The organism is Exiguobacterium marinum DSM 16307, from assembly GCF_000620845.1.
Lineage (GTDB): Bacteria > Bacillota > Bacilli > Exiguobacteriales > Exiguobacteriaceae > Exiguobacterium > Exiguobacterium marinum.
This window is the reverse complement of sequence record NZ_KK211189.1, coordinates 44,201-62,605: the sequence shown is the minus strand read 5'-3', so window position 1 is coordinate 62,605 and position 18,405 is coordinate 44,201. Positions and strand designations below refer to the sequence as shown.

Genomic DNA, 18,405 nt, shown 5'->3' with positions numbered 1-18,405 from the left:
AGAACGATGCGAGGAGTGTTGTTCGCCATGAGTGGGGGATTCTTTCTCACGTTGCAAAGTGTCGCTAACGCTCGAATCAGTTCACAGATTGGGACGTGGCAAGCGGCGACGTTGACACAATTCACGGGATTTGTCGTCGCGCTCCTCGTCATGTTGGCATTACGCGACCGCACGTATATCGAGATGCGTCACGTGAACCCGCTCTATTTATCCGGTGGGGCGTTCGCGGCAATCATCTTGTTCAGTAATATGACGGCCGTTCATGAACTCGGGGTCACGCTCACCATTTCCTTGTTCCTCATCGCGCAGTTGGCGCTCGCGCTCGTCATCGATTGGCGCGGCTGGTTCGGGATGGTGCGTCGGAACTTGAACGGGATGCAGTTATTCGGTGTGTTCATGATGATTGCGGGTGTCATTTTATTAAAATGGTAGGAGGAAACGTGCATGGTTGATGCGTATGTGAAGCAATTTGAATTGACTGTCTTACCAGAAGCAGCGCAAAACGAATTGCAGCTCGTCCGATACGAGCCTGGAGACGTCATCTGTACGCAAGGTGATGAAGCAGGGCATCTCCGCTTCTTAGTGAAGGGGAAGATTCGCGTCTCCCATACTTCGGCTACCGGCAAGCGCCTCGTCCTCTCCTTCAAATATCCGCTCGACTTGATCGGGGACATCGAATATATTCAACGTACCCCGTTTTTGAATACGGTCGAGGCGGTCACGTCAGTCGAGATGCTTGTCATTCGCTTCGAGGATTTGGTTCGACATGCCCACCACGATGTTGCGTGGTTACACTATTTATTAGAAGAGATCACAAGAAAATTTGAACGGAAATCACAATCACTCAGCTTCAATTTGTTCTATCCCGTTGAAGTACGCTTAGCGAGTTATCTGTTATCGATGACGCCGAATGACCAAACACTCGGCTCGACTGTCTACCAATTGACGGATATCGCTGATTTGATTGGGACGAGTTATCGTCATGTGAATCGGACGCTCCGGCGTTTCGTCGAAGCAGGCTTGATTGAACGAAATCGTCGGGTGATTACGCTCGTTGATCGGGAGGGCTTGTTGGAGATTGTCGGGGAGAGTATTTATGAATAGGAGGGAAGAATCATGGCGATTGGAATGATGCTTGCCATCTTCGGCGGGATGCTCGTCTGTGTGCAAAACACCTTTAACGCCAACGTCAAGAAGCGTGTCGGCGCATGGGCGACGACGACGCTCGTTCTCTGTCTTGGATTTTTAGCATCGCTACTCATTGGGTTGTTTCAAGAAGGTGGTGGCTTGTTCCGAGTAGAGGAGATGGAGACATGGTACTGGTTCAGCGGAATACTCGGCGTCGGGGTCGTCATGAGTGTGACGCAAGGGGTTGAGCGCCTCGGGCCGAGTTACGCGATCTCAATCGTTATGGTGTCTCAAATCTTATTCGCGCTCCTCTGGGATACGTTAGGGTGGTTCGGATTGACGGCCGTCCCGTTCACATGGAAGACGGTCGTCGGGATTGTGTTGATCGTCGGTGGGGTACTCGTGTTTCAGTTGAGCGGAAAGGTACAACAAACTCGCAAGTCGATTAACCGTGCGAGTTAAATCTTAAAAAGAAGTACCACATTTTGAACGAATCTTTTTTAATAAAGACACGTATAATTTAGAAAAACAGGATGGAAGGGGTAATCATATGCTACAAGTGATGGACATGGCATGGGCAATCTTGAATCTAGGATTGTTGACGATGATTGGAGTCTTTTTATTCCGATTCATTCGCCGAGACTTAAATTGATTAGCATCTGACAATCGTCAGGTGCTTTTTCCTTTTTAATGGAAAAACCTCGAAAGTTTGCTTATAGATTGATAAGATATAGATATCGGTAAATTGGATTTTTTTTACTTTTGGAGGGGTGCTGGATGTTACGTGAAGAACGAATGGAATACTTGTACGACAAATCATGGACTAAAAAGGGTCCGCTACTAGTGATTATCATCGGGGTAGTGACAGCGCTTTGGTTATTGTTCAATGATTCAAGAATGAGCCTATCCCTGTTCATCTTTTGTGCGGCGATGCTCATGCCGCTTCTGGTAGCGACGTGGCATAAAATCCAGTTGTTTTTACAATTTAATGACTCATCCACGTACCAGCGCTTTATTTATCTGAAGGGTATGCTTCAGTTTATTCTTTTGATTGGTGTCATATCGATGATGGCGCTCTATGCACTGAAGTACATATCGCTTGATACGTTAAGCCTTGGCTGTGCGACGCTGATTGCGAGTTGCCTTATTCTCGAGTCGTGGGTCGATTGGAAGATTCTAAAGATTGATGACGAGCACGTGGTCGAAAGTTTGTTGGGATTGATGAATCGTGAGAAGCGTAGGAAATGAAACTAATCGAGAGCAGGTTTCATAAATCAAAATAACGAAAACACATGAGGGGGATTCGATGGTAGACCATGAAGTTAGATTAGAACGGATGTTGAAGGATGATGAGAAGCGAAAGAAGCAATTGACCCTTCCATTGGTTGGGGCCATCATCTTGACTTTCTTCTATATATGGACGACGAACGTCTTCTTGTTGTATGCCATGATTTTTTTCGGACAATTTCCTGCCCTATATAAATCATGGCACCGCAAGAAGTTATTACTTTCATTTAACGAGGACAAACGGTATCAACAACTCGTGCGATCCGAATTTTTATTGGGTCTTACCTCGCCGTTACTTGTTCTCATACTGATTGCCAGTGTGGAGCTTGAGTGGATTTCATTGTTCACGTTCGTCATCGTTGCATTAATCGGAATCATGGTTCTGTTGATTCTCAGTTTTCCAATCGACCGCAAGCTAAAAGAAATCGATCCGTTACACGTGACGGGAGTCGAACTCGGTCATGTCCAGTTGCAACGGAAAAAACGAAAAAGTGAAGCGTGATGAATAAACAAGAACGCCTCCCCAAAATGGTGGAACAGGATCTCGACGCACGAGGAATCAGCACACTATTTGGCACCATCGGTCTGTTTCTCTTTCTCGTTGTTTCAGTCATAAAAGGTGTCACGGTGACGACGGTTGCCTTGTCTTTGCTCGTGGCCCAACTGCCGATGCTCTATCAAGCATGGCGACGGATGAAGTTGTTACGTACATTTAATGAAGACGAGGAATACCAACGCCTCGTTCGTCGGGAATTTCTCATTATCGTCGCCATGTTTGGATCACTTGGTGTATTTACTTTCCTCACGTGGTTCGTGTTGGATTCGATGCAGGAACTACTCGGTGTCGTATTGATTGGCATCATTCCGCTTCTCATCTTGTACGTGTCGATGGACCGTAAACTACGTGAAGCGGATCCAGAGCATGTGACGAATCGAGAGTTACGACGCGCACATCGTGAACAATAAAAGTCAGCCCTGACACACGTCAGAGCTGATTTTTTTTGAGTTCATGGAAATGAGAATGCCGCAGACGACCATACCGATTGTATAGAATATAAACCGGTGTCGTTCCCAAAACGAGTCATTCATCGTGTCACCGCCACATCATCGAGCGGCGTGTCGACCATGCGAACGAACGCTTCGTCCGGGTCGGTCGTTCCAGATTCTTTGAGCCAGTCCTGGAAGTCCCCTTCATATAAAATGCATCCGCCATGCAGGAAGATGACATGGGCATCGAGTTGAGCCAAGTCGTGTAACTGATGTGTTGAGATGAGACATATCTTGCCCTCGTCGACGAGTCGCTGTAGGCGACGCATGATTTGAATGCGGGACGCCGGGTCTACCCCGCTCGTCGGCTCGTCAAATAAATAGAGAGAACGTTTGATGGAAGATAAGAGCGTCACGAAGAGCCATTTCTTCTCCCCGACCGACATCTTCCCGAGTTTCATCGTCCATAGATGTTCGAACAGTTCTTGTTCTCGGGACGTTGAGAGGTTGTTCACATAAGACTCGAGTTTCTTGAAGTCGGGGCGCTGCGACAGACGTCCGATGAAATAGGCGAAGTCTTTGCCTGTCAATTCGTGATGGTTATACATGAGTTGCGTTAAATAGAGCATATCCGTCGTCGGAACGAGTTCGAGTGATGCTTTGTCGACCGGAAGTGCCCCGGTCATACAATCAAACAGTGTCGTTTTCCCGGCACCGTTTTGTCCGATCAAAACGTTCAGCTTATTCGGCTGTAGTGTGAACGAGACGCCGTCGAGAACAGGACGTGTCGCTTTCGGGTAGCGATAAGTGAGTTGGTTTACGTGCATAAGAACCTCCTAGCGTGTCATGAGTGAGACGAGACTGAAGCGTTTCAACGCAATCGCTCCGATGATGAAATACCCAAGTACGGAGAGGCCTGTCGCCCATACTCCGAACGAGAACTCGACTTGAGTCGTCAGGTGCAGCAACCCGAGCGCGAATTCATGAAGCGCGTAGAACGGGTTGAAGAAGCTGAACCAGTAATCGGGTGAGTTGATTGCCAATAAAAAGAGCGGAAACATCAGAATGTTCGCGAACGTCCCGAGACTCGACACTTTCACCGGCAGTGCCGTGATGGCGACACTGGCAACCGCGAACGGGATACTCCCGATCAATACGAGTAGAGACGTTGCAATCAACTTGAACGAGAAAAAGCCATGAACGAGCGTAACGACCGTTGTGAATAAGAGTAAGCTGATCGAGGCGAATAAGAGTTGCGCCAAGATGACGGCGATGACATATGTCAGTTTGTTGCCTGAAATCATCACGTACGTTTTCATCAGTCCGTATTCACGCATGCGAGCGAGTTCGATGCCGACACCGTTCACATATGTAGCAAGAATGATATACACCCAGAAATAAGAGAGCCCTGGGTAGTATTCCGCTGTCGTTGCTTGGCGAATATCTGAAAACGACTGCGTCAAGGCGATTATGAGTGGGATCCCGAGCGTCCAAATGAATGGAATCTTATCGGTGACGACAACTTTGGCATACATAAAGAAATAGCTTGTGATTTGATACATCCTGTTCCTCCGCTTGTATGTTTGATTGTTTGTATCGTAGCACAATATACGGAAGTTGATTGGAAAAAGTTTCAAAAAATAATCCCTCATAGCGAATGAGGGATAGAAGAAAATCATTTCACTTTGTCGCGTTTCGCGATCTTGTCGCTCACCTGCTGACCGCTCAACGTGACCATCGGCATGCCACCGCCCGGGTTGACGGTCCCGCCGACGAAATAGAGGTTGTGATAGAGTTCGCTCTGTTTTTTATGCTTGAAGCCACCGTTTCGATTCTTGTCGGCGACCGTTCCGTAAATGGCTCCGCGGTCCGATCCATACGTCCGCTCGATATCGTGAGGCGTCCACACGTCGCGTGTCACGGTATGTTCACGCAGACCATCGAGACCCATTCGTTCCAACTTATCGAGCACACGCTCTTCAAAAGCGGCGTACTCTTCTTCGGTGAACGGCACATCTTGGATATACGGGATGTGTGGCAAGATTTTGATATTCTCATGTCCTGGCGGTGCCTGGGTCGGGTCGGTCTTGTTGACGTTCACGAGGTAAATCGTCGGATCGTCTGGAAGTTCATGTTTCTCAAAAATTTTATTCATCTGTTCATGTAAGTTCTCAGAGAAGAAAAAGTTATGATGGGCCAGTTGTGGATAGGCTTTCTTCACGCCGAGATGAAGGACGAATCCGGAGCTCGCCGGTTCGTATTTATCAACGAGTTTGTCGACGTACTGTTCGTCCGCATCGACCATCTTCTGATAGAACGGAATGACTTCCATGTTCGAGACGAAATAGTCGGCTGAACGGAGACGTCCATCCTCAAGCTCGATCGCTGAAATTTTTTCATTCACCGTATAGGCACGAACCACGCCTTCGCCGATATGTAGCTTCACACCGATCTCTTCGGCGAGCTTCGTCAAGCCTTCCGCAAGCTTATGGGTCCCGCCTTCGACGTACCAACAACCTTGGGCATACTGCATGTAAATCATCATGTTGAGGACGGCTGGTGCATTATACGGAGACGATCCGACATATTTGACGTAATACGACAGCATATCCCGAAGATGTGGATTACTGATCCGTTTCTTGATGGCGCTATACATCGTCGACGTCAAATCGAATCCGAAGAGCGTCGGGAAAATACCTGTCTTCATGACCGCTTCTAAAGGTGACTCAAACCCTTCCGCCAAGTATCCCTTCTCCGTCGTCTTATAGATGCGCGCTGCATAATTCAACAGTTCACGATATTCTTGCATGTCTTTTCGAGAGAGGGAAGGATTCGCCCGTTGCATCTGTTCGAGGTCATGATAGAGATCGAGGACGGTCTCGTCCGGGAAGAATGAGCGCCATTCGAGCTCTAACCGTTTGATGGACACATAGTCTTCCATGCGTTTGTTGCTTCCGCGGAACAGCTTGTCGAAGATGTGGGGCATCGTTAAAATCGACGGTCCGAGGTCGAAGCCGAATCCGTCCTGTTCGAGCCGATTCACTTTTCCCCCGATATGGTCGTTCTTTTCGTAAAGTGAGACGTCGTAACCTTTTTGAGCGAGTGAGATGGCCGCTGACAAGCCGCCGAGGCCACCGCCGATGACGATGACCGACTTATCCACTGATGGCATATATTCTCCGCCTTTCCGAAGTGTTATTTTCAAAAAACAGAATGATTGCTACCTCTTCTATTCCCGTTTCTAAATGAAATGAACATGCTTTTACGGATTTGCCACATCCACAAAGATGTCATCCCTGAACCGGGGAAAGTTTTGTATAGTTAGGCTAGAAGCATAGGACGGAGTCTAGATGAAGGTAGGAATATAAGATGATCGTAAAAACAATCACACTTCACTTTGCGAACGGCGATGAAATCACCATCCCGTTTGATGATATTGAATCGTGTCGGATGCATGATATTCAAGACGGGATGCGTGTTGCGGCGGATGGTCATTTGATTAAAGAAAAAGTGATGCATGGGCTCGACCTCGTGTTAAAAGACTCAGTGAATCAAATCGAGTGGGACGGTCAAGGTAGAGCGTTTGACCGTATCTTAGGTATGTCGGATTTACAACATCTCGCCTTCGAGTTTGAAGGGATGCGAGGCAAGTCATACCGCATCGCCTGGCATGATCTGGAGGCGGTACAGAACGCTTACCAGACGACAACGGAAGACAATGGGAACTTGCATGTGCATGTTCGCGTCTCATAAACAAAGCCTCTCGCAAAAGTAGCGAGAGGCTTCATTCGTGTGACTTCACACCGCCGGCGACGAGCGGTCCTTCATAGGTGATCGTATAGATAATCCGGGCGATGTCTTCCGCTGTCTCTTCTGCGGACGGATTGTTCAACCACTCGTAGATGACGCCCATGTGAGCCGAAGACAGATAGGCGACGAGATATGGAGGCGGGACCATCATCTTGTCCGGATCAAATAAGGTTACCGGGGAGCGCTGAAAGAGGGCCGCCTGCATGAACTTTCGAAGTTTTGCCTGGAACGTCGGATCTCCGTTCGGTCCGAGGAGCGGCTTCATGATGATTTGGTTGTCTTCGATGAAACGAATAAACGGAACGAGATAATAATACGACTTGTCAGTTCGCTCGTCTCCAAAGATGTGAGGGAGATGATGAATCAACTTTTGTTCAGCCTCTTCAAAGATTTCGTTGACGCATTTCTCCATCAACTCGAACTTATCCACATAGTGGCTATAAAAGGTGCCCCGATTGATGCCGGCTCGTTCAGTCAATTGCTTGACGGTGACGCCTTCAAATCCCTGTTCTTCAATGAGACTGAAGAAGGCATCTTTGATCAGTTTTTTCGTTCGAATCACGCGTAAGTCAGTTTGTTCCATCCTTTTTCTCCTTTTCCTCAACACATTCATTCCATCTGTCGGAAAACCGACACGATGACCGATATTGACGATTGTTGCCACCATGAACGGGGTCTATACTGAACATATAAACCAACACGGTGTCGATTATCTTGAGTATACACGATGAGGCGCCGAAAAGGAGTGACAGAAATGAACATTCAACTGCAACACGTTGAGAAGTCGTTCGGCGACCAGCTCGCCATCGACAACATCGACTTTACCATTCCATCCGGTGAGATTTGTTGCTTACTCGGACCATCTGGATCGGGGAAGACGACCCTCATCCGACTCATGATCGGTGCCCTCGCACCGGACAAAGGAAGTGTCCATATCGGTGAAACGAAAATGCCAAACATGGACATGCTCCAACAAATCGGATTTATGCCGCAGAACGATGGCTTGTACGAAGACTTGTCGGCCGAGGCGAACCTCGCCTTCTTCGGATCAATCTATAAGTTAGGGAAAAAGGCGCTCCAAGAACGCATCACCGAAGTGCTCGACCTTGTCGATTTAGCGAACGACCGGCATAAGCTCGTCCGTAATTTTTCAGGCGGGATGAAGAAACGTCTTTCCTTGGCTATCGCCATTTTGCATAAGCCAGATGTGTTGTTTCTTGATGAACCGACGGTCGGAATTGACCCGATTTTACGCCGCCAGATTTGGGATCAGTTTCAAACGATTCGAGCGGAAGGGACGACCATCATCGTCTCGACGCACGTCATGGACGAAGTGCTCGAGTGTGACCGGGCCGCACTCGTCTACAATGGACGATTGATTGCGTACGACCACGTGCAAGCCTTGCTCGACCAGACCGAAAACGGTCGCGTCGAAGAACTGTTCTTGATTGCCGGGAAAGAGGAGGTGGGTGACCATGCGTAACTTAGCGAAACGTGTTATCTTTCAGACGTTAAATGATAAGCGAAGCGTCGCCTTGATTTTGATTGCGCCACTTCTCATTTTGACACTCGTCTACTTCCTACTCGGTGACTCGGATTACGTGCCGACTGTCGTCCTCGACGACAACGCACCCGAACAGCTCGTCGATGCGTTTAAAGACGAGACGCTCGAAGTGGAACAGGCATTGTTCGATGATCCAAAAGCATATATCGAAGACAATGAACACGTCGATGCCGTCTTTGAAATGGATCAGGAAGGAACGACCATCACGTTACGTGAACCGTCGACGAAGTCGTCGAAGGCGGTTGGTGAGATTCAAGATGCGTTGACGACGCTCAATCCTGCAGCTGAAATCGATACGTCATTCGTCTATGGAGAAGAAGGACAGTCGACGTTCGATTCGTTCGGCTTCGTCTTCCTATCCCTCTTCTCGTTCTTCTTCGTGTTCATCCTATCTGCGATGGCACTCGTCAAAGAACGGAGTGGGGGCACACTCGAACGACTCTTGATGACCCCAATCAAACGAGGACAGGTCATTTTAGGATATACGCTCGGGTACGGAACGTTTGCGGTGATTCAGTCAATTTTCATCGTACTCTATTCGATTTATGTGCTCGGTCTGTCTTCGCTCGGGAATATGGCGTGGGTCATGTTGACGATGCTACTCATGGCGGGGACCGCGGTACTCTTCGGGGCGACCATCTCGGTGTTTGCCCGGTCGGAACTGCAAGTCGTACAGATGATCCCGTTCACGATCATCCCGCAAGTGTTCTTCTCGGGACTCATCCCACTCGATTTGATTCCATATGGTCTCGGGAACTTGAGTTACATCATGCCAATCTTTTACGGGGCAACAGCGATCAAGGAAGTCATGATTTACGGGAGTGGTTTCTCAGGGATTTGGATGTATTTACTCGGGCTGATTTTATATGCAGGTGTCTTGTATCTTTTGAACATGCGAGCGCTCGGGAAATACAGAGGACATTGAACTAGATAAACCTTAAACGAAAGTCGTGATGCTATTAGAGTATGACGGCTTTTTTTGTTGGTCGATAAAAAAAGCACTCGGACGATTGTCCGAAATGCTCATTAGCGTTTGAGTAACAACATCACGCCGGTCACGAATAATGCGATTCCGCTCGCGAGTCTGACTTGTTTGCACGTCACGTTCTTTCACCCCTATATTTCTTCATCTTTTTGTTTTAGCGACACGTTTTGGTGTTTTCGACATTTCTTGATAAATCGAAAGAATCTCATCCCCGTAATTTCCTTTCGGCTGCATGGCCCACTTTTGGTGAAGAGATGGCCACGTCTTCGCAGAGCCTCGCTTGACGAGATGGAAGCGTGGGTCGACTTGTTTCGTATTCAATGCATCGTTTGAAGCGTATGCTTTTAGATGTTGAATTTGAGCAGTCACTCCTTGAAGTGGAGAACGGAAAAAGTGACCTTTTACGCCATTTCCAGTCGTCCCGATTCCGGAGTAGTTGTGCTGCTTCGGAAGGACATCGCCGCCATAACGGAAATAGCCGGTCTCTTTCAATGCTTGTGCGAAGGCGACATCCCCACGAACGCCTTCCTTAGCGCCGATGATGAAGAAGAGTTTCGCCAAATCTTCGACAGACGTTTTCGCGAGCCGGACATCACGAGGATTCTTCTTTTTTACGTAATCCGCCATTTGTTGCGGAGTCAAAGCCGATACTCCCATAATAGCACGATTCTGCTTCTTCGGGGCCGCCTCAACGATTGATGCGGTCGAGAGAAGAGAAGATGTGATCAGCAGAAATGCGATCATCAAGCAAAACACTTTTTTCATCGTATGTACCCTCCTAAACGAATCCTATCCATTGAGAAATAATACCATTAAAAAGTAAGATTGACCCATTATTGTAATGATTATTGTGTACCGAATACATTCATTCTTGTTTATAGTAAACGTATAAAGAAATAGGAGGAAATAATGTGTACAGAGCCTACCAGTTTAAATTGAGCTTAATGGATGGAGATGAACCGATATGGCGTCGTTTTGTCATTCCGGCCGAAACGAATTTCAAGCGACTCCATGATGCGATACAACTAGTGATGTGGTGGGATGATGAACATTTGGCAAAATTTGAAGACGATCTTCGAGAGCCGACGTTTCGCTTCGTCCTTTTCCCTGATGAGGCCTATGATCACAAAGAACATCTCGCCTATCTAAAGAGTAAATCAGAATTGAGCGAGTTTGAGCGTCTTATGTTGAGCCGTTTACAGCGAGTGAAAGTAAGGCACATGAAAAATGTTAAACTTCCAACAATTATTGAGAAGCATCCGGTTCTTTACTACACGTACGATTACGGAGAAGACTGGACGCATGAGCTAGCGTTTGAGGGAGTGATTGAAGACTATCCTAATCCATACCCAACTGTGACGGAGTGGGTTGGAGAGACACCTCACGAAGGCGTTGGAGGTTGGGAAGGAAATCAGATGATTCGGAAAATTTCGGACGACCCGACACATCCAGAGCATGAAGAATATAGAGAAGCGTCAAAAGGTGTTCAGGCGTTTGATGTCGATAAAATCAATCACATGCTGGAAGTGTATGTGACGTTAAAAAAATAAATAGCGCGTGAAGAGACCGAGTTGCGATGCGATTCGGTTTTTTTAATTTTAGTAGATTTTCATAGGCTAGCAACTCGGGACCTAAAAAGAAAAAGTACCCACCTTAAGTAAAATAATGTAATAAAATAAGGAGGTGTTAAGCATTAACGTGTTGAAAAAATAATAGGTCTAAAGAAAGGGTGAGAGAGTGGATTACATTGCACATGTTCGATCATCTGACCATGCGATTCAAACTGTCAAAGAACACCTGTTAGATGCCCAAGAACTTGCCGAAAAGTGGGGGATTGCTTTAAACATTTCTAAAGTGTGTGGTCTGGCTGCTTTACTGCATGACCTAGGAAAGTATAGCGATGCTTTTCAGGACTATATACGTAGAGCTACCTCAGGAGAAAAAGCGACTCGTGGGGAAGTCGATCACGCAACTGCCGGAGGCCGTTTGCTTTTTGACATGCTGAAAGGTACGAGTGAAACGAAGCAATTACTGGCAGAGATAGTTAGCAATGCAATTATCTCACATCATGGGAATCTCCATGACTATGTATCAGGAGAAGAGTCTCCGTTTTTAAAACGAGTCGAAATGAGAGCGCTTGAAGAATATGAACTCTGTAAATATCGCTTCTTTGATGAAGTGATGTCTGAGTCTGATTTAAATCGATATGTTGAATCAGCTCATTTAGAAATGTTGGAATACTTTAAAAAAGTAGGACAGACTTGAATCGCACCTCATGCAGGTGCGTGGATTGAAATTATGAAAGTAAAGAACGAGAGTCAAGCTTATGTATCGCACCTCGCATAGGTGCGTGGATTGAAATTAGACTTATGTATTTGTAGAACAGAAGAAAACAAAGTTTGCGCCTAACGTTGGTGAATGATCTGAAATTTCAATTTGAAAAAAGTCGTTCTGAATGATGAGTTCAGAACGACTTTTCCATATTAATTCGCTTGTTTTAATTCTTCCACAGTTTCTACTTGGTCATCAAACTTACGAACATCTACGCGCTTCACGAAGAACGCAAGGACGAGCGCCAAGAGGTTCATCCCGAGTGCGACGTAAAATGAATATTGAATCCCAGACAAGAGGGCTTGCTGAGTGATAGCACCCATCGAACTTTCTGTGAGTGTCGCAGGATCGATTCCTGTCATCAGTGATTCAGCTTCTGTGCGTGTCACTGAGTTCATGATGGTCACGAGTACTGCCGTACCAATCGCACCGGATACTTGTTGGGCCGTGTTGTTGATAGCCGTTCCGTGCGGGTTGAGGCGAGTCGGTAACTGATTCAGTCCATTAGTCATGATCGGCATCATGACCATCGACATCCCAAACATACGCAACGTGTACGTTAAGACGATGTACGTATACGTTGAATCGAGCTGGACGTTTGCAAGCATGTACGTCGATACGGCGGTGATTGTCAATCCGGTAAGTGCCAAAAATTTTGGCCCGAATCGGTCAAACAGTTTACCTGTGATCGGCGACATGATTCCCATGATGATCGCACCAGGAAGAAGCATGAGCCCTGAATCGAGTGGTGAGATACCACGTACGCTTTGGACGTAAGCCGGCGTCAAAATCATACCGGAGAACATGGCGACCGCGTTGACCATCGCAATGACTGACGCGAGAGCAAACATCGGATGTTTGTAAGCACGCAAGTCGAGCAATGGTTTTTCCATATGGAGCTGACGGTAGATGAAGGCGATCAATGAGATGGCACCGACAATCATCGTCGTTAAGACGATTGGGTTATCCCAACCGTCCGAGCTTGCCGAGCTGACTCCGTACAAAATTCCACCAAATCCGAGTGTAGATAAGACGAGCGACAAGTAGTCGAGTGACTGGTCTTTGTTTTGGACCATGACGTTTTCCGCTTTCCAAAAAGCGAGCGCGAGACCGATGATGGCGAGCGGTAAAATCATTTCGAATAAGACGCGCCAATCATAGTACTCGACGATATAACCTGAGAGTGTCGGCCCGATCGCAGGTGCCGAGATCATGACGAGCCCGAAGATTCCCATCGCCATTCCACGTTTTTCACGTGGGAAGCTGACGAGCATGACGTTCATCAAGAGTGGCCCCATTGTCGATGCGCCGACGGCTTGAATCATCCGACCGCTCAACAGCCAGCCGAAGCTTGGTGAAAATGCGGCGATAGCCGTACCGATGGCGAATATACTCATCGAGGTGATGAACAAGCTTCGGTTAGAAAAACGAGTGATTAAATAGGCGGATGCCGGGACGAGTACACCTGTCACGAGCATAAAGCCTGTCGCAAGCCATTGTACGGTCGAGTAGTCTGCAATCTCGAGATCGACCATGATCGATGGGAGTGCGACGTTGAGTAATGAGTTGTTTAAAAATGCGATGAACGCACCCGCAAAGAGGACCGCCAACATAACGTAAGGCGGTTTCTTTTGGAATTCTGGTTTCATATGGATTGCTCCTTTATTTTCTAAATAGTTATGTGTTGGTAAGTGTCGATGAAATGATTTTATACCCGTTGTATAAATAAAGCAACCATTTTGTACTATTAGTCTAAAATGGTTTTCGGTGCTATAGTAAAGGTACATATTAGACAGAACGGAGTCATAAAAGAATGAAAGAGAAAAAGAGAAAAGTCGCAGACATTGCCATGTCTCTCTTCATTGAAAATGGAGTGCAACACACATCGGTGCAAGAGATTATTGATCGTGCCAATATCTCCAAAGGGACGTTTTATAACTATTTCTCATCGAAGACGGATTGTGTCGCCAGTATCCTCGAGAACTTACGATATGATGCAGGGCAGCGCCGGATTGAGATGCAGATGGGGCGGGATAAACGAGATCGTGACGTATTTATCGAGCAAATCTCGATATTGATTCAATTGAACGAAGAACGGAACTTGCATGCGTTATTTGAATCGATCATGTCGTCAAACGAGAATGAATTGAAGAAACTCGTACTCCAACATCGCATTTATGAAATTGAGTGGATTGCGATGCGTTTGACGGAAATCATTGGAGAATCCGTGAGACCATATTCGATGGAATTGACGGTGCTCTTCAATGGGATGTTGCAACATATCTTGTTTACGAACCGAATCACGAATGCCGCTTACTCTCCTCAAAAGGTCGTGCGCAGTTTATATACGTATGTCGAATTGATTGCCGCACGAATGATGGAGACAGGGGAGCATGTCTTAAATCCGGTCACGGTCGAGCAAATGCGTGGGACGACAGATAAACATCTTGTCACAATCGAAGAATTGAACGAGATGGCTGCTCGCATCGAAGAGCATGTCGAGATGACGGAAGAACAACGAGATTTGTTTGATGCAATCTCACATGAACTGAAACAGGAACGCCTTCGGAAAATTATCTTAGAGCAGTTGTTGAAGCCGTTCCAGCGTCTATTTAAAGGCGTGACAGGCGAGACAGAAGTACAAAAGTTTACGAATCTCGTCTGGTTGTATACGCGGACACATTAAGGACAAAAATTTCTCGATACAGTAATATAGAAGAAACAAGGAATGGAAAAAAGAATTAAAAAGTTTCCTCGAAAAAGAATTGATTCCTACAAATCCATACGCTACAATCAAATTACCGAAAGCGCTTTCGGGAAGAGGAGAATGACATGGGTACGATTTATGATTTAGCCAAAAAAACAGGATTCTCAATCACGACAGTGTCCAAAGCGTTGAACAATTACAAAGACGTGAGCGACAAGACGAGAGCGAAAATTCTTCAAGCCGCTGCTGAGATGGACTACTTGCCGAACGCACATGCCCAGTCGTTATCGACGAAAAAATCATGGGCGATCGGGGTCATGTTCTCAGAGGCGAACGAAGTCGGGATGAAACACCCGTTCTTCAACGGAATCATCGAAAGTTTTCGTCACGCGACAGAGGAGCAAGGCTACGATTTGATTTTCGCCTCGCGGAATCTGCGCAATCGTGACATGAGTTATCTCGAACACTTCAAACACCGTGCGGTCGACGGCATCGTCGTCATCTGCTCGGACCGAATGGATGAGCAAGTTCAGGAGCTCATGCGAAGCGACATCCCAATCGTCGTCGTCGATATGGACAGCGCCAATTGTAGCGTCGTCTATTCCGATAACATCGAAGGGGCGCGCCTCGCTGTGAATTACCTCCATGAACTCGGTCACCAAAAAATTGCCCACATCGCTGGGGATGAAACAATTGACGCCGGAGCGGCGCGAATCAAAGGATATGAACTTGCGATGCAAGAACTGAACCTTCCGATTCGACCAGGCTACCTCGTCAACGCCGGTTTCTTCTCAGTCGAGGAAGGGAAGCAAGCGATGGAACGATTGCTTGAACTAGACGATCGACCGACTGCAGTCTTTGTGGCCGGGGATCAAATGGCGATCGGTGTCATCGATGCGATTCACGAACATGGTCTTCACGTTCCGAATGACATCTCGGTCATCGGATACGACGATATTGAAATGATCCAATACATCACGCCGAAACTGACCACGATTCGCCAAGATACGGACGAAATCGGGGAAGCGGCAGCAGAACTCTTACTTGAACAGATGACCGTGAAAGAGCGACTTACAGAACGTCGCATCATTCCGGTACGCTTAGTCGAACGGGCGTCTTGTGCGCCAGTTAAACAGTAACCTATAGTGAATGATATTTCGAAGTCGCTCTCTTTTCTTCAGCGGATGGAGAGAGGAGCGCGATTTCGAAAGTCATTTTGAAAGAAATCGAAACCGCTTTCGATATTTTATTTTTGGCTAAACCGAAAGCGCTTTCGATAATTTTAAAACTCTTCTTGCAAGCGCTTTCTAACATTACTTATAAAAAAGGATGGGAACAACACATGCGTAAATTAGTCAGCTTACTTACACTCGGAGCACTTTCAGTTGGCGTCTTGAGCGGCTGCTCAGACAGTGAAGGCGGAGCTTCAGAATCAAAAGATGACGTTTTAAAAGTTTGGTCATTTACGGACGAGTTAAAAGAACCAATTAAAACATATGAAGAGAAAAACGGTGTCAAAGTTGAATTGACAATCGTTCCAATCGCAGACTATCCAACGAAGTTGAAGCCAGCTCTTGAAAGCGGCGTCGGCGCACCAGACGTCTTCACAGGAGAAATCGCCTTCCTCAAACAATGGGTCGACGCTGGATATTGGGAAAACCTTTCAGACGAGCCGTACAGTGTCGATGAGATCGCAGACAACTATGTCCCTTACGTCTTTGACCTCGGGAAAGACAAAGACGGAAACGTTCGCGCTCTCTCATGGCAAACGACACCAGGTGGCGTTTACTACAAACGTAGCCTAGCAAAAGAAGTGCTCGGTACAGATGACCCGACTGAAATCGGTGACATGATGAGCTCGATGGACGGCGTCTTCGAAGTTGCTGAAAAAATGAAACAAAAAGGATACAAGATGTTCCCGGATGAAGGTTCAATTCGTTGGTTCTCACAAGGGGCAAACCCAGAAGCGTGGGTTAACGACAAGAACGAACTCGTCTTGACGGAAGATAAGATCAACTACATGGATTATGCGAAGGAACTTCGTGAGAAGCAATACACGGCTCTCGCACCGGAATGGTCACCATCTTGGTTCGAAGGAATGGATAAGCCGATCAAAGTGAAAGAGAACGGAAAAGAGACAGAAACACAAGTCTTCTCGTATGTCCTTCCAACTTGGGGTCTCCACTCTGTATTAAAAGAGAACGCGAAGGATACTGCAGGTGACTGGGCTGTAACTAGCGGACCAAGCCCATACTTCTGGGGCGGCACGTGGCTTGGCGTTTACAAAGATTCTAAAAACAAAGAAGCAGCTTACGACTTCGTCAAACTCATGACGCAAGATGAAGAGTTCTTGACAGAGTGGGCACAAGAAACAGGCGACGTACTTGCCTTCAACCCGGTTACAGACAAAATCAAAGACGATTTCAGTGAAGAGTTCCTCGGCGGACAGAACAACTATGAGTTCTTCCTCGACGAAGCAGATGAGATTACTCCAGGAATCGTCACGAAATACGACCAACAGCTCGACACGCTTTATGGTGCATCGGTCCTTCAATATGTAGAAGGTAAGAAGTCGAAAGAAGAAGCGATTGAGGAGTTCAAGAAACAAGCGAAAAACGCTTACCCAGACATCGTTGTAGACTGACGATGACCAACACGAGGGGGGATCCCCCCCTCGGTTCTTATGGAAGGAGAAATACACGTGAAAAAACTAGATCGTTACGGCTATCTGTTCATCGCCCCGTTCTGGGTCGTCTTCTTGACGTTCAGCATCTATCCGGTCCTCTTAACGCTTTACTATAGCTTTACGAACTATACGGGAAGCCCAGGTGAAGAGGTCGTCGGGTTTGCGAACTATGCACGGTTGTTGACGGATACGTACTTTATCGAGGCGTTTTTCAACACCATCAAGATTTGGGGAATCAACTTCGTCTTGCAGATCGGGGTAGCACTTCTATTAGCACTCATCTTCTCGGATCTCCGTTTGAAGTTAAAAGGACTCTCGTTCTTCCGTTCGTTCTTCTATCTTCCTAACTTGATCACGATCAGTTCGGTCGCGCTCTTGTTCGGTATTTTGCTCGACTGGCAGCACGGTTCACTCAACATGGTGTTGATGAAAATCGGCTTGATTTCAGATCCAATCAACTGGTTGGCAGAACCGGTGACGGCACAGTTATCCGTTTCACTCATCTTGACATGGATGTGGTTCGGTCACTCCTTCATCATCGTCATGGCTGGAGTATCGGGCATCTCGACAGATTACTTTGAAGCCGCTCACATCGACGGTGCGAACCGCTGGCAGATGTTCACGAAAGTGACGTTGCCACTCTTAAAGCCGATTCTTCTCTACATCATGATTACGTCACTCATCGGTGGACTTCAGTTGTTCGACCTTCCGATGTTGATTACCGATGGAATTGGTTCACCAGACGGTTCATTGAACACGATGGTACTTTATTTGTACAACCAAGCCTTCAAGTACAACAACTACGGCTACGCATCTGCGGTCGCTTACGGCCTATTCTTGATTACGCTCATCTTCTCGGCGATCGTCTTCAAAGGTATGTTCCGCAATGAACGCACAGCACAGAAGAAGGGGGCGTAAGC

At 47.0% G+C, this 18,405-nt stretch carries 21 protein-coding genes; 15 read left to right on the top strand and 6 right to left on the bottom strand.

Annotated features, from left to right (window positions below; all coding sequences use genetic code 11):
* The first annotated feature begins 6 nt into the window (after positions 1 to 6).
* From P400_RS0100555 to P400_RS0100525, 6 genes are all read left to right on the top strand, one after another.
* Entirely contained in the window at positions 7 to 432 is a 426-nt protein-coding gene (locus tag P400_RS0100555) for a DMT family transporter (RefSeq protein WP_026824403.1), read from the top strand.
* Positions 433 to 444: 12 nt separating this feature from the next.
* On the top strand, positions 445 to 1,104 hold the full coding sequence (locus P400_RS0100550) for a Crp/Fnr family transcriptional regulator (RefSeq protein WP_026824402.1): 660 nt from the start codon (positions 445 to 447) through the stop codon (positions 1,102 to 1,104).
* A gap of 12 nt (positions 1,105 to 1,116) precedes the next feature.
* On the top strand, positions 1,117 to 1,590 hold the full coding sequence (locus tag P400_RS0100545) for a DMT family transporter (protein WP_026824401.1): 474 nt from the start codon (positions 1,117 to 1,119) through the stop codon (positions 1,588 to 1,590).
* A gap of 315 nt (positions 1,591 to 1,905) precedes the next feature.
* Positions 1,906 to 2,376 (top strand): hypothetical protein, encoded by a 471-nt coding sequence (locus P400_RS0100535; RefSeq protein ID WP_026824400.1) that lies wholly within the window; start codon positions 1,906 to 1,908, stop codon positions 2,374 to 2,376.
* 58 nt (positions 2,377 to 2,434) lie between these two features.
* A complete protein-coding gene (locus tag P400_RS0100530) occupies positions 2,435 to 2,917 on the top strand; it encodes a hypothetical protein (protein WP_026824399.1) in 483 nt (160 codons plus the stop codon).
* Positions 2,917 to 3,381 carry a hypothetical protein gene (locus tag P400_RS0100525; protein ID WP_026824398.1) on the top strand — a complete coding sequence of 155 codons (465 nt, stop codon included), beginning with the start codon at positions 2,917 to 2,919 and terminating at the stop codon, positions 3,379 to 3,381. The genes P400_RS0100530 and P400_RS0100525 overlap by 1 nt, the downstream gene beginning before the upstream one ends.
* Before the next feature lie 119 nt (positions 3,382 to 3,500).
* On the opposite strand, the gene P400_RS0100520 is transcribed toward P400_RS0100525, so the two are convergent.
* From P400_RS0100520 to P400_RS0100510, 3 genes are all read right to left on the bottom strand, one after another.
* Positions 3,501 to 4,229, bottom strand: coding sequence for an ATP-binding cassette domain-containing protein (locus tag P400_RS0100520; protein ID WP_026824397.1), 729 nt, complete (start codon positions 4,227 to 4,229; stop codon positions 3,501 to 3,503).
* Positions 4,230 to 4,238: 9 nt separating this feature from the next.
* Positions 4,239 to 4,964 carry a hypothetical protein gene (locus P400_RS0100515; RefSeq protein ID WP_026824396.1) on the bottom strand — a complete coding sequence of 242 codons (726 nt, stop codon included), beginning with the start codon at positions 4,962 to 4,964 and terminating at the stop codon, positions 4,239 to 4,241.
* 113 nt (positions 4,965 to 5,077) lie between these two features.
* Entirely contained in the window at positions 5,078 to 6,574 is a 1,497-nt protein-coding gene (locus tag P400_RS0100510) for a phytoene desaturase family protein (RefSeq protein ID WP_026824395.1), read from the bottom strand.
* Between the two features lie 197 nt (positions 6,575 to 6,771).
* On the opposite strand from P400_RS0100510, the gene P400_RS0100505 reads away from it, so the two are divergent.
* Entirely contained in the window at positions 6,772 to 7,155 is a 384-nt protein-coding gene (locus P400_RS0100505; protein WP_026824394.1) for a hypothetical protein, read from the top strand.
* 31 nt (positions 7,156 to 7,186) lie between these two features.
* Here the strand turns inward: P400_RS0100505 and P400_RS0100500 are convergent, their stop codons facing one another.
* Positions 7,187 to 7,795, bottom strand: a complete 609-nt coding sequence (locus P400_RS0100500; RefSeq protein ID WP_034770666.1) for a TetR/AcrR family transcriptional regulator — start codon at positions 7,793 to 7,795, stop codon at positions 7,187 to 7,189.
* 171 nt (positions 7,796 to 7,966) lie between these two features.
* Here P400_RS0100500 and P400_RS0100495 point away from each other — a divergent pair, with 171 nt between their 5' ends.
* A complete protein-coding gene (locus tag P400_RS0100495; protein ID WP_026824392.1) occupies positions 7,967 to 8,695 on the top strand; it encodes an ABC transporter ATP-binding protein in 729 nt (242 codons plus the stop codon).
* Positions 8,688 to 9,701 carry an ABC transporter permease gene (locus P400_RS0100490; protein ID WP_026824391.1) on the top strand — a complete coding sequence of 338 codons (1,014 nt, stop codon included), beginning with the start codon at positions 8,688 to 8,690 and terminating at the stop codon, positions 9,699 to 9,701. The genes P400_RS0100495 and P400_RS0100490 overlap by 8 nt, the downstream gene beginning before the upstream one ends.
* A 201-nt stretch (positions 9,702 to 9,902) precedes the next feature.
* Here the strand turns inward: P400_RS0100490 and P400_RS0100485 are convergent, their stop codons facing one another.
* Positions 9,903 to 10,526 (bottom strand): glucosaminidase domain-containing protein, encoded by a 624-nt coding sequence (locus P400_RS0100485; RefSeq protein ID WP_026824390.1) that lies wholly within the window; start codon positions 10,524 to 10,526, stop codon positions 9,903 to 9,905.
* Between the two features lie 146 nt (positions 10,527 to 10,672).
* On the opposite strand from P400_RS0100485, the gene P400_RS0100480 reads away from it, so the two are divergent.
* Together P400_RS0100480 and P400_RS0100475 are read left to right on the top strand one after the other, a co-directional pair.
* A complete protein-coding gene (locus tag P400_RS0100480; RefSeq protein ID WP_026824389.1) occupies positions 10,673 to 11,311 on the top strand; it encodes a plasmid pRiA4b ORF-3 family protein in 639 nt (212 codons plus the stop codon).
* A 187-nt stretch (positions 11,312 to 11,498) separates the two neighbouring features.
* The gene (locus P400_RS0100475) at positions 11,499 to 12,026 is read left to right on the top strand and encodes a CRISPR-associated endonuclease Cas3'' (protein ID WP_026824388.1); all 528 of its coding nucleotides are present in this window, start codon (positions 11,499 to 11,501) and stop codon (positions 12,024 to 12,026) included.
* Positions 12,027 to 12,244: 218 nt separating this feature from the next.
* Here P400_RS0100475 and P400_RS14705 read toward each other — a convergent pair whose 3' ends face one another.
* Positions 12,245 to 13,741 (bottom strand): DHA2 family efflux MFS transporter permease subunit, encoded by a 1,497-nt coding sequence (locus P400_RS14705; RefSeq protein ID WP_034770659.1) that lies wholly within the window; start codon positions 13,739 to 13,741, stop codon positions 12,245 to 12,247.
* Positions 13,742 to 13,905: 164 nt separating this feature from the next.
* Between P400_RS14705 and P400_RS0100465 the strand changes: the two genes are divergently transcribed.
* The 4 genes from P400_RS0100465 (at position 13,906) to P400_RS0100450 (ending at position 18,403) form a co-directional block, all read left to right on the top strand.
* Positions 13,906 to 14,778: a TetR/AcrR family transcriptional regulator gene (locus P400_RS0100465; RefSeq protein ID WP_026824387.1), complete on the top strand. Its 873-nt coding sequence runs from the start codon at positions 13,906 to 13,908 to the stop codon at positions 14,776 to 14,778.
* Positions 14,779 to 14,924: 146 nt separating this feature from the next.
* A complete protein-coding gene (locus P400_RS0100460) occupies positions 14,925 to 15,938 on the top strand; it encodes a LacI family DNA-binding transcriptional regulator (RefSeq protein WP_026824386.1) in 1,014 nt (337 codons plus the stop codon).
* A gap of 203 nt (positions 15,939 to 16,141) precedes the next feature.
* Entirely contained in the window at positions 16,142 to 17,443 is a 1,302-nt protein-coding gene (locus tag P400_RS0100455) for an ABC transporter substrate-binding protein (protein WP_026824385.1), read from the top strand.
* A gap of 57 nt (positions 17,444 to 17,500) precedes the next feature.
* Entirely contained in the window at positions 17,501 to 18,403 is a 903-nt protein-coding gene (locus P400_RS0100450; protein ID WP_026824384.1) for a carbohydrate ABC transporter permease, read from the top strand.
* Positions 18,404 to 18,405: the final 2 nt, after the last annotated feature.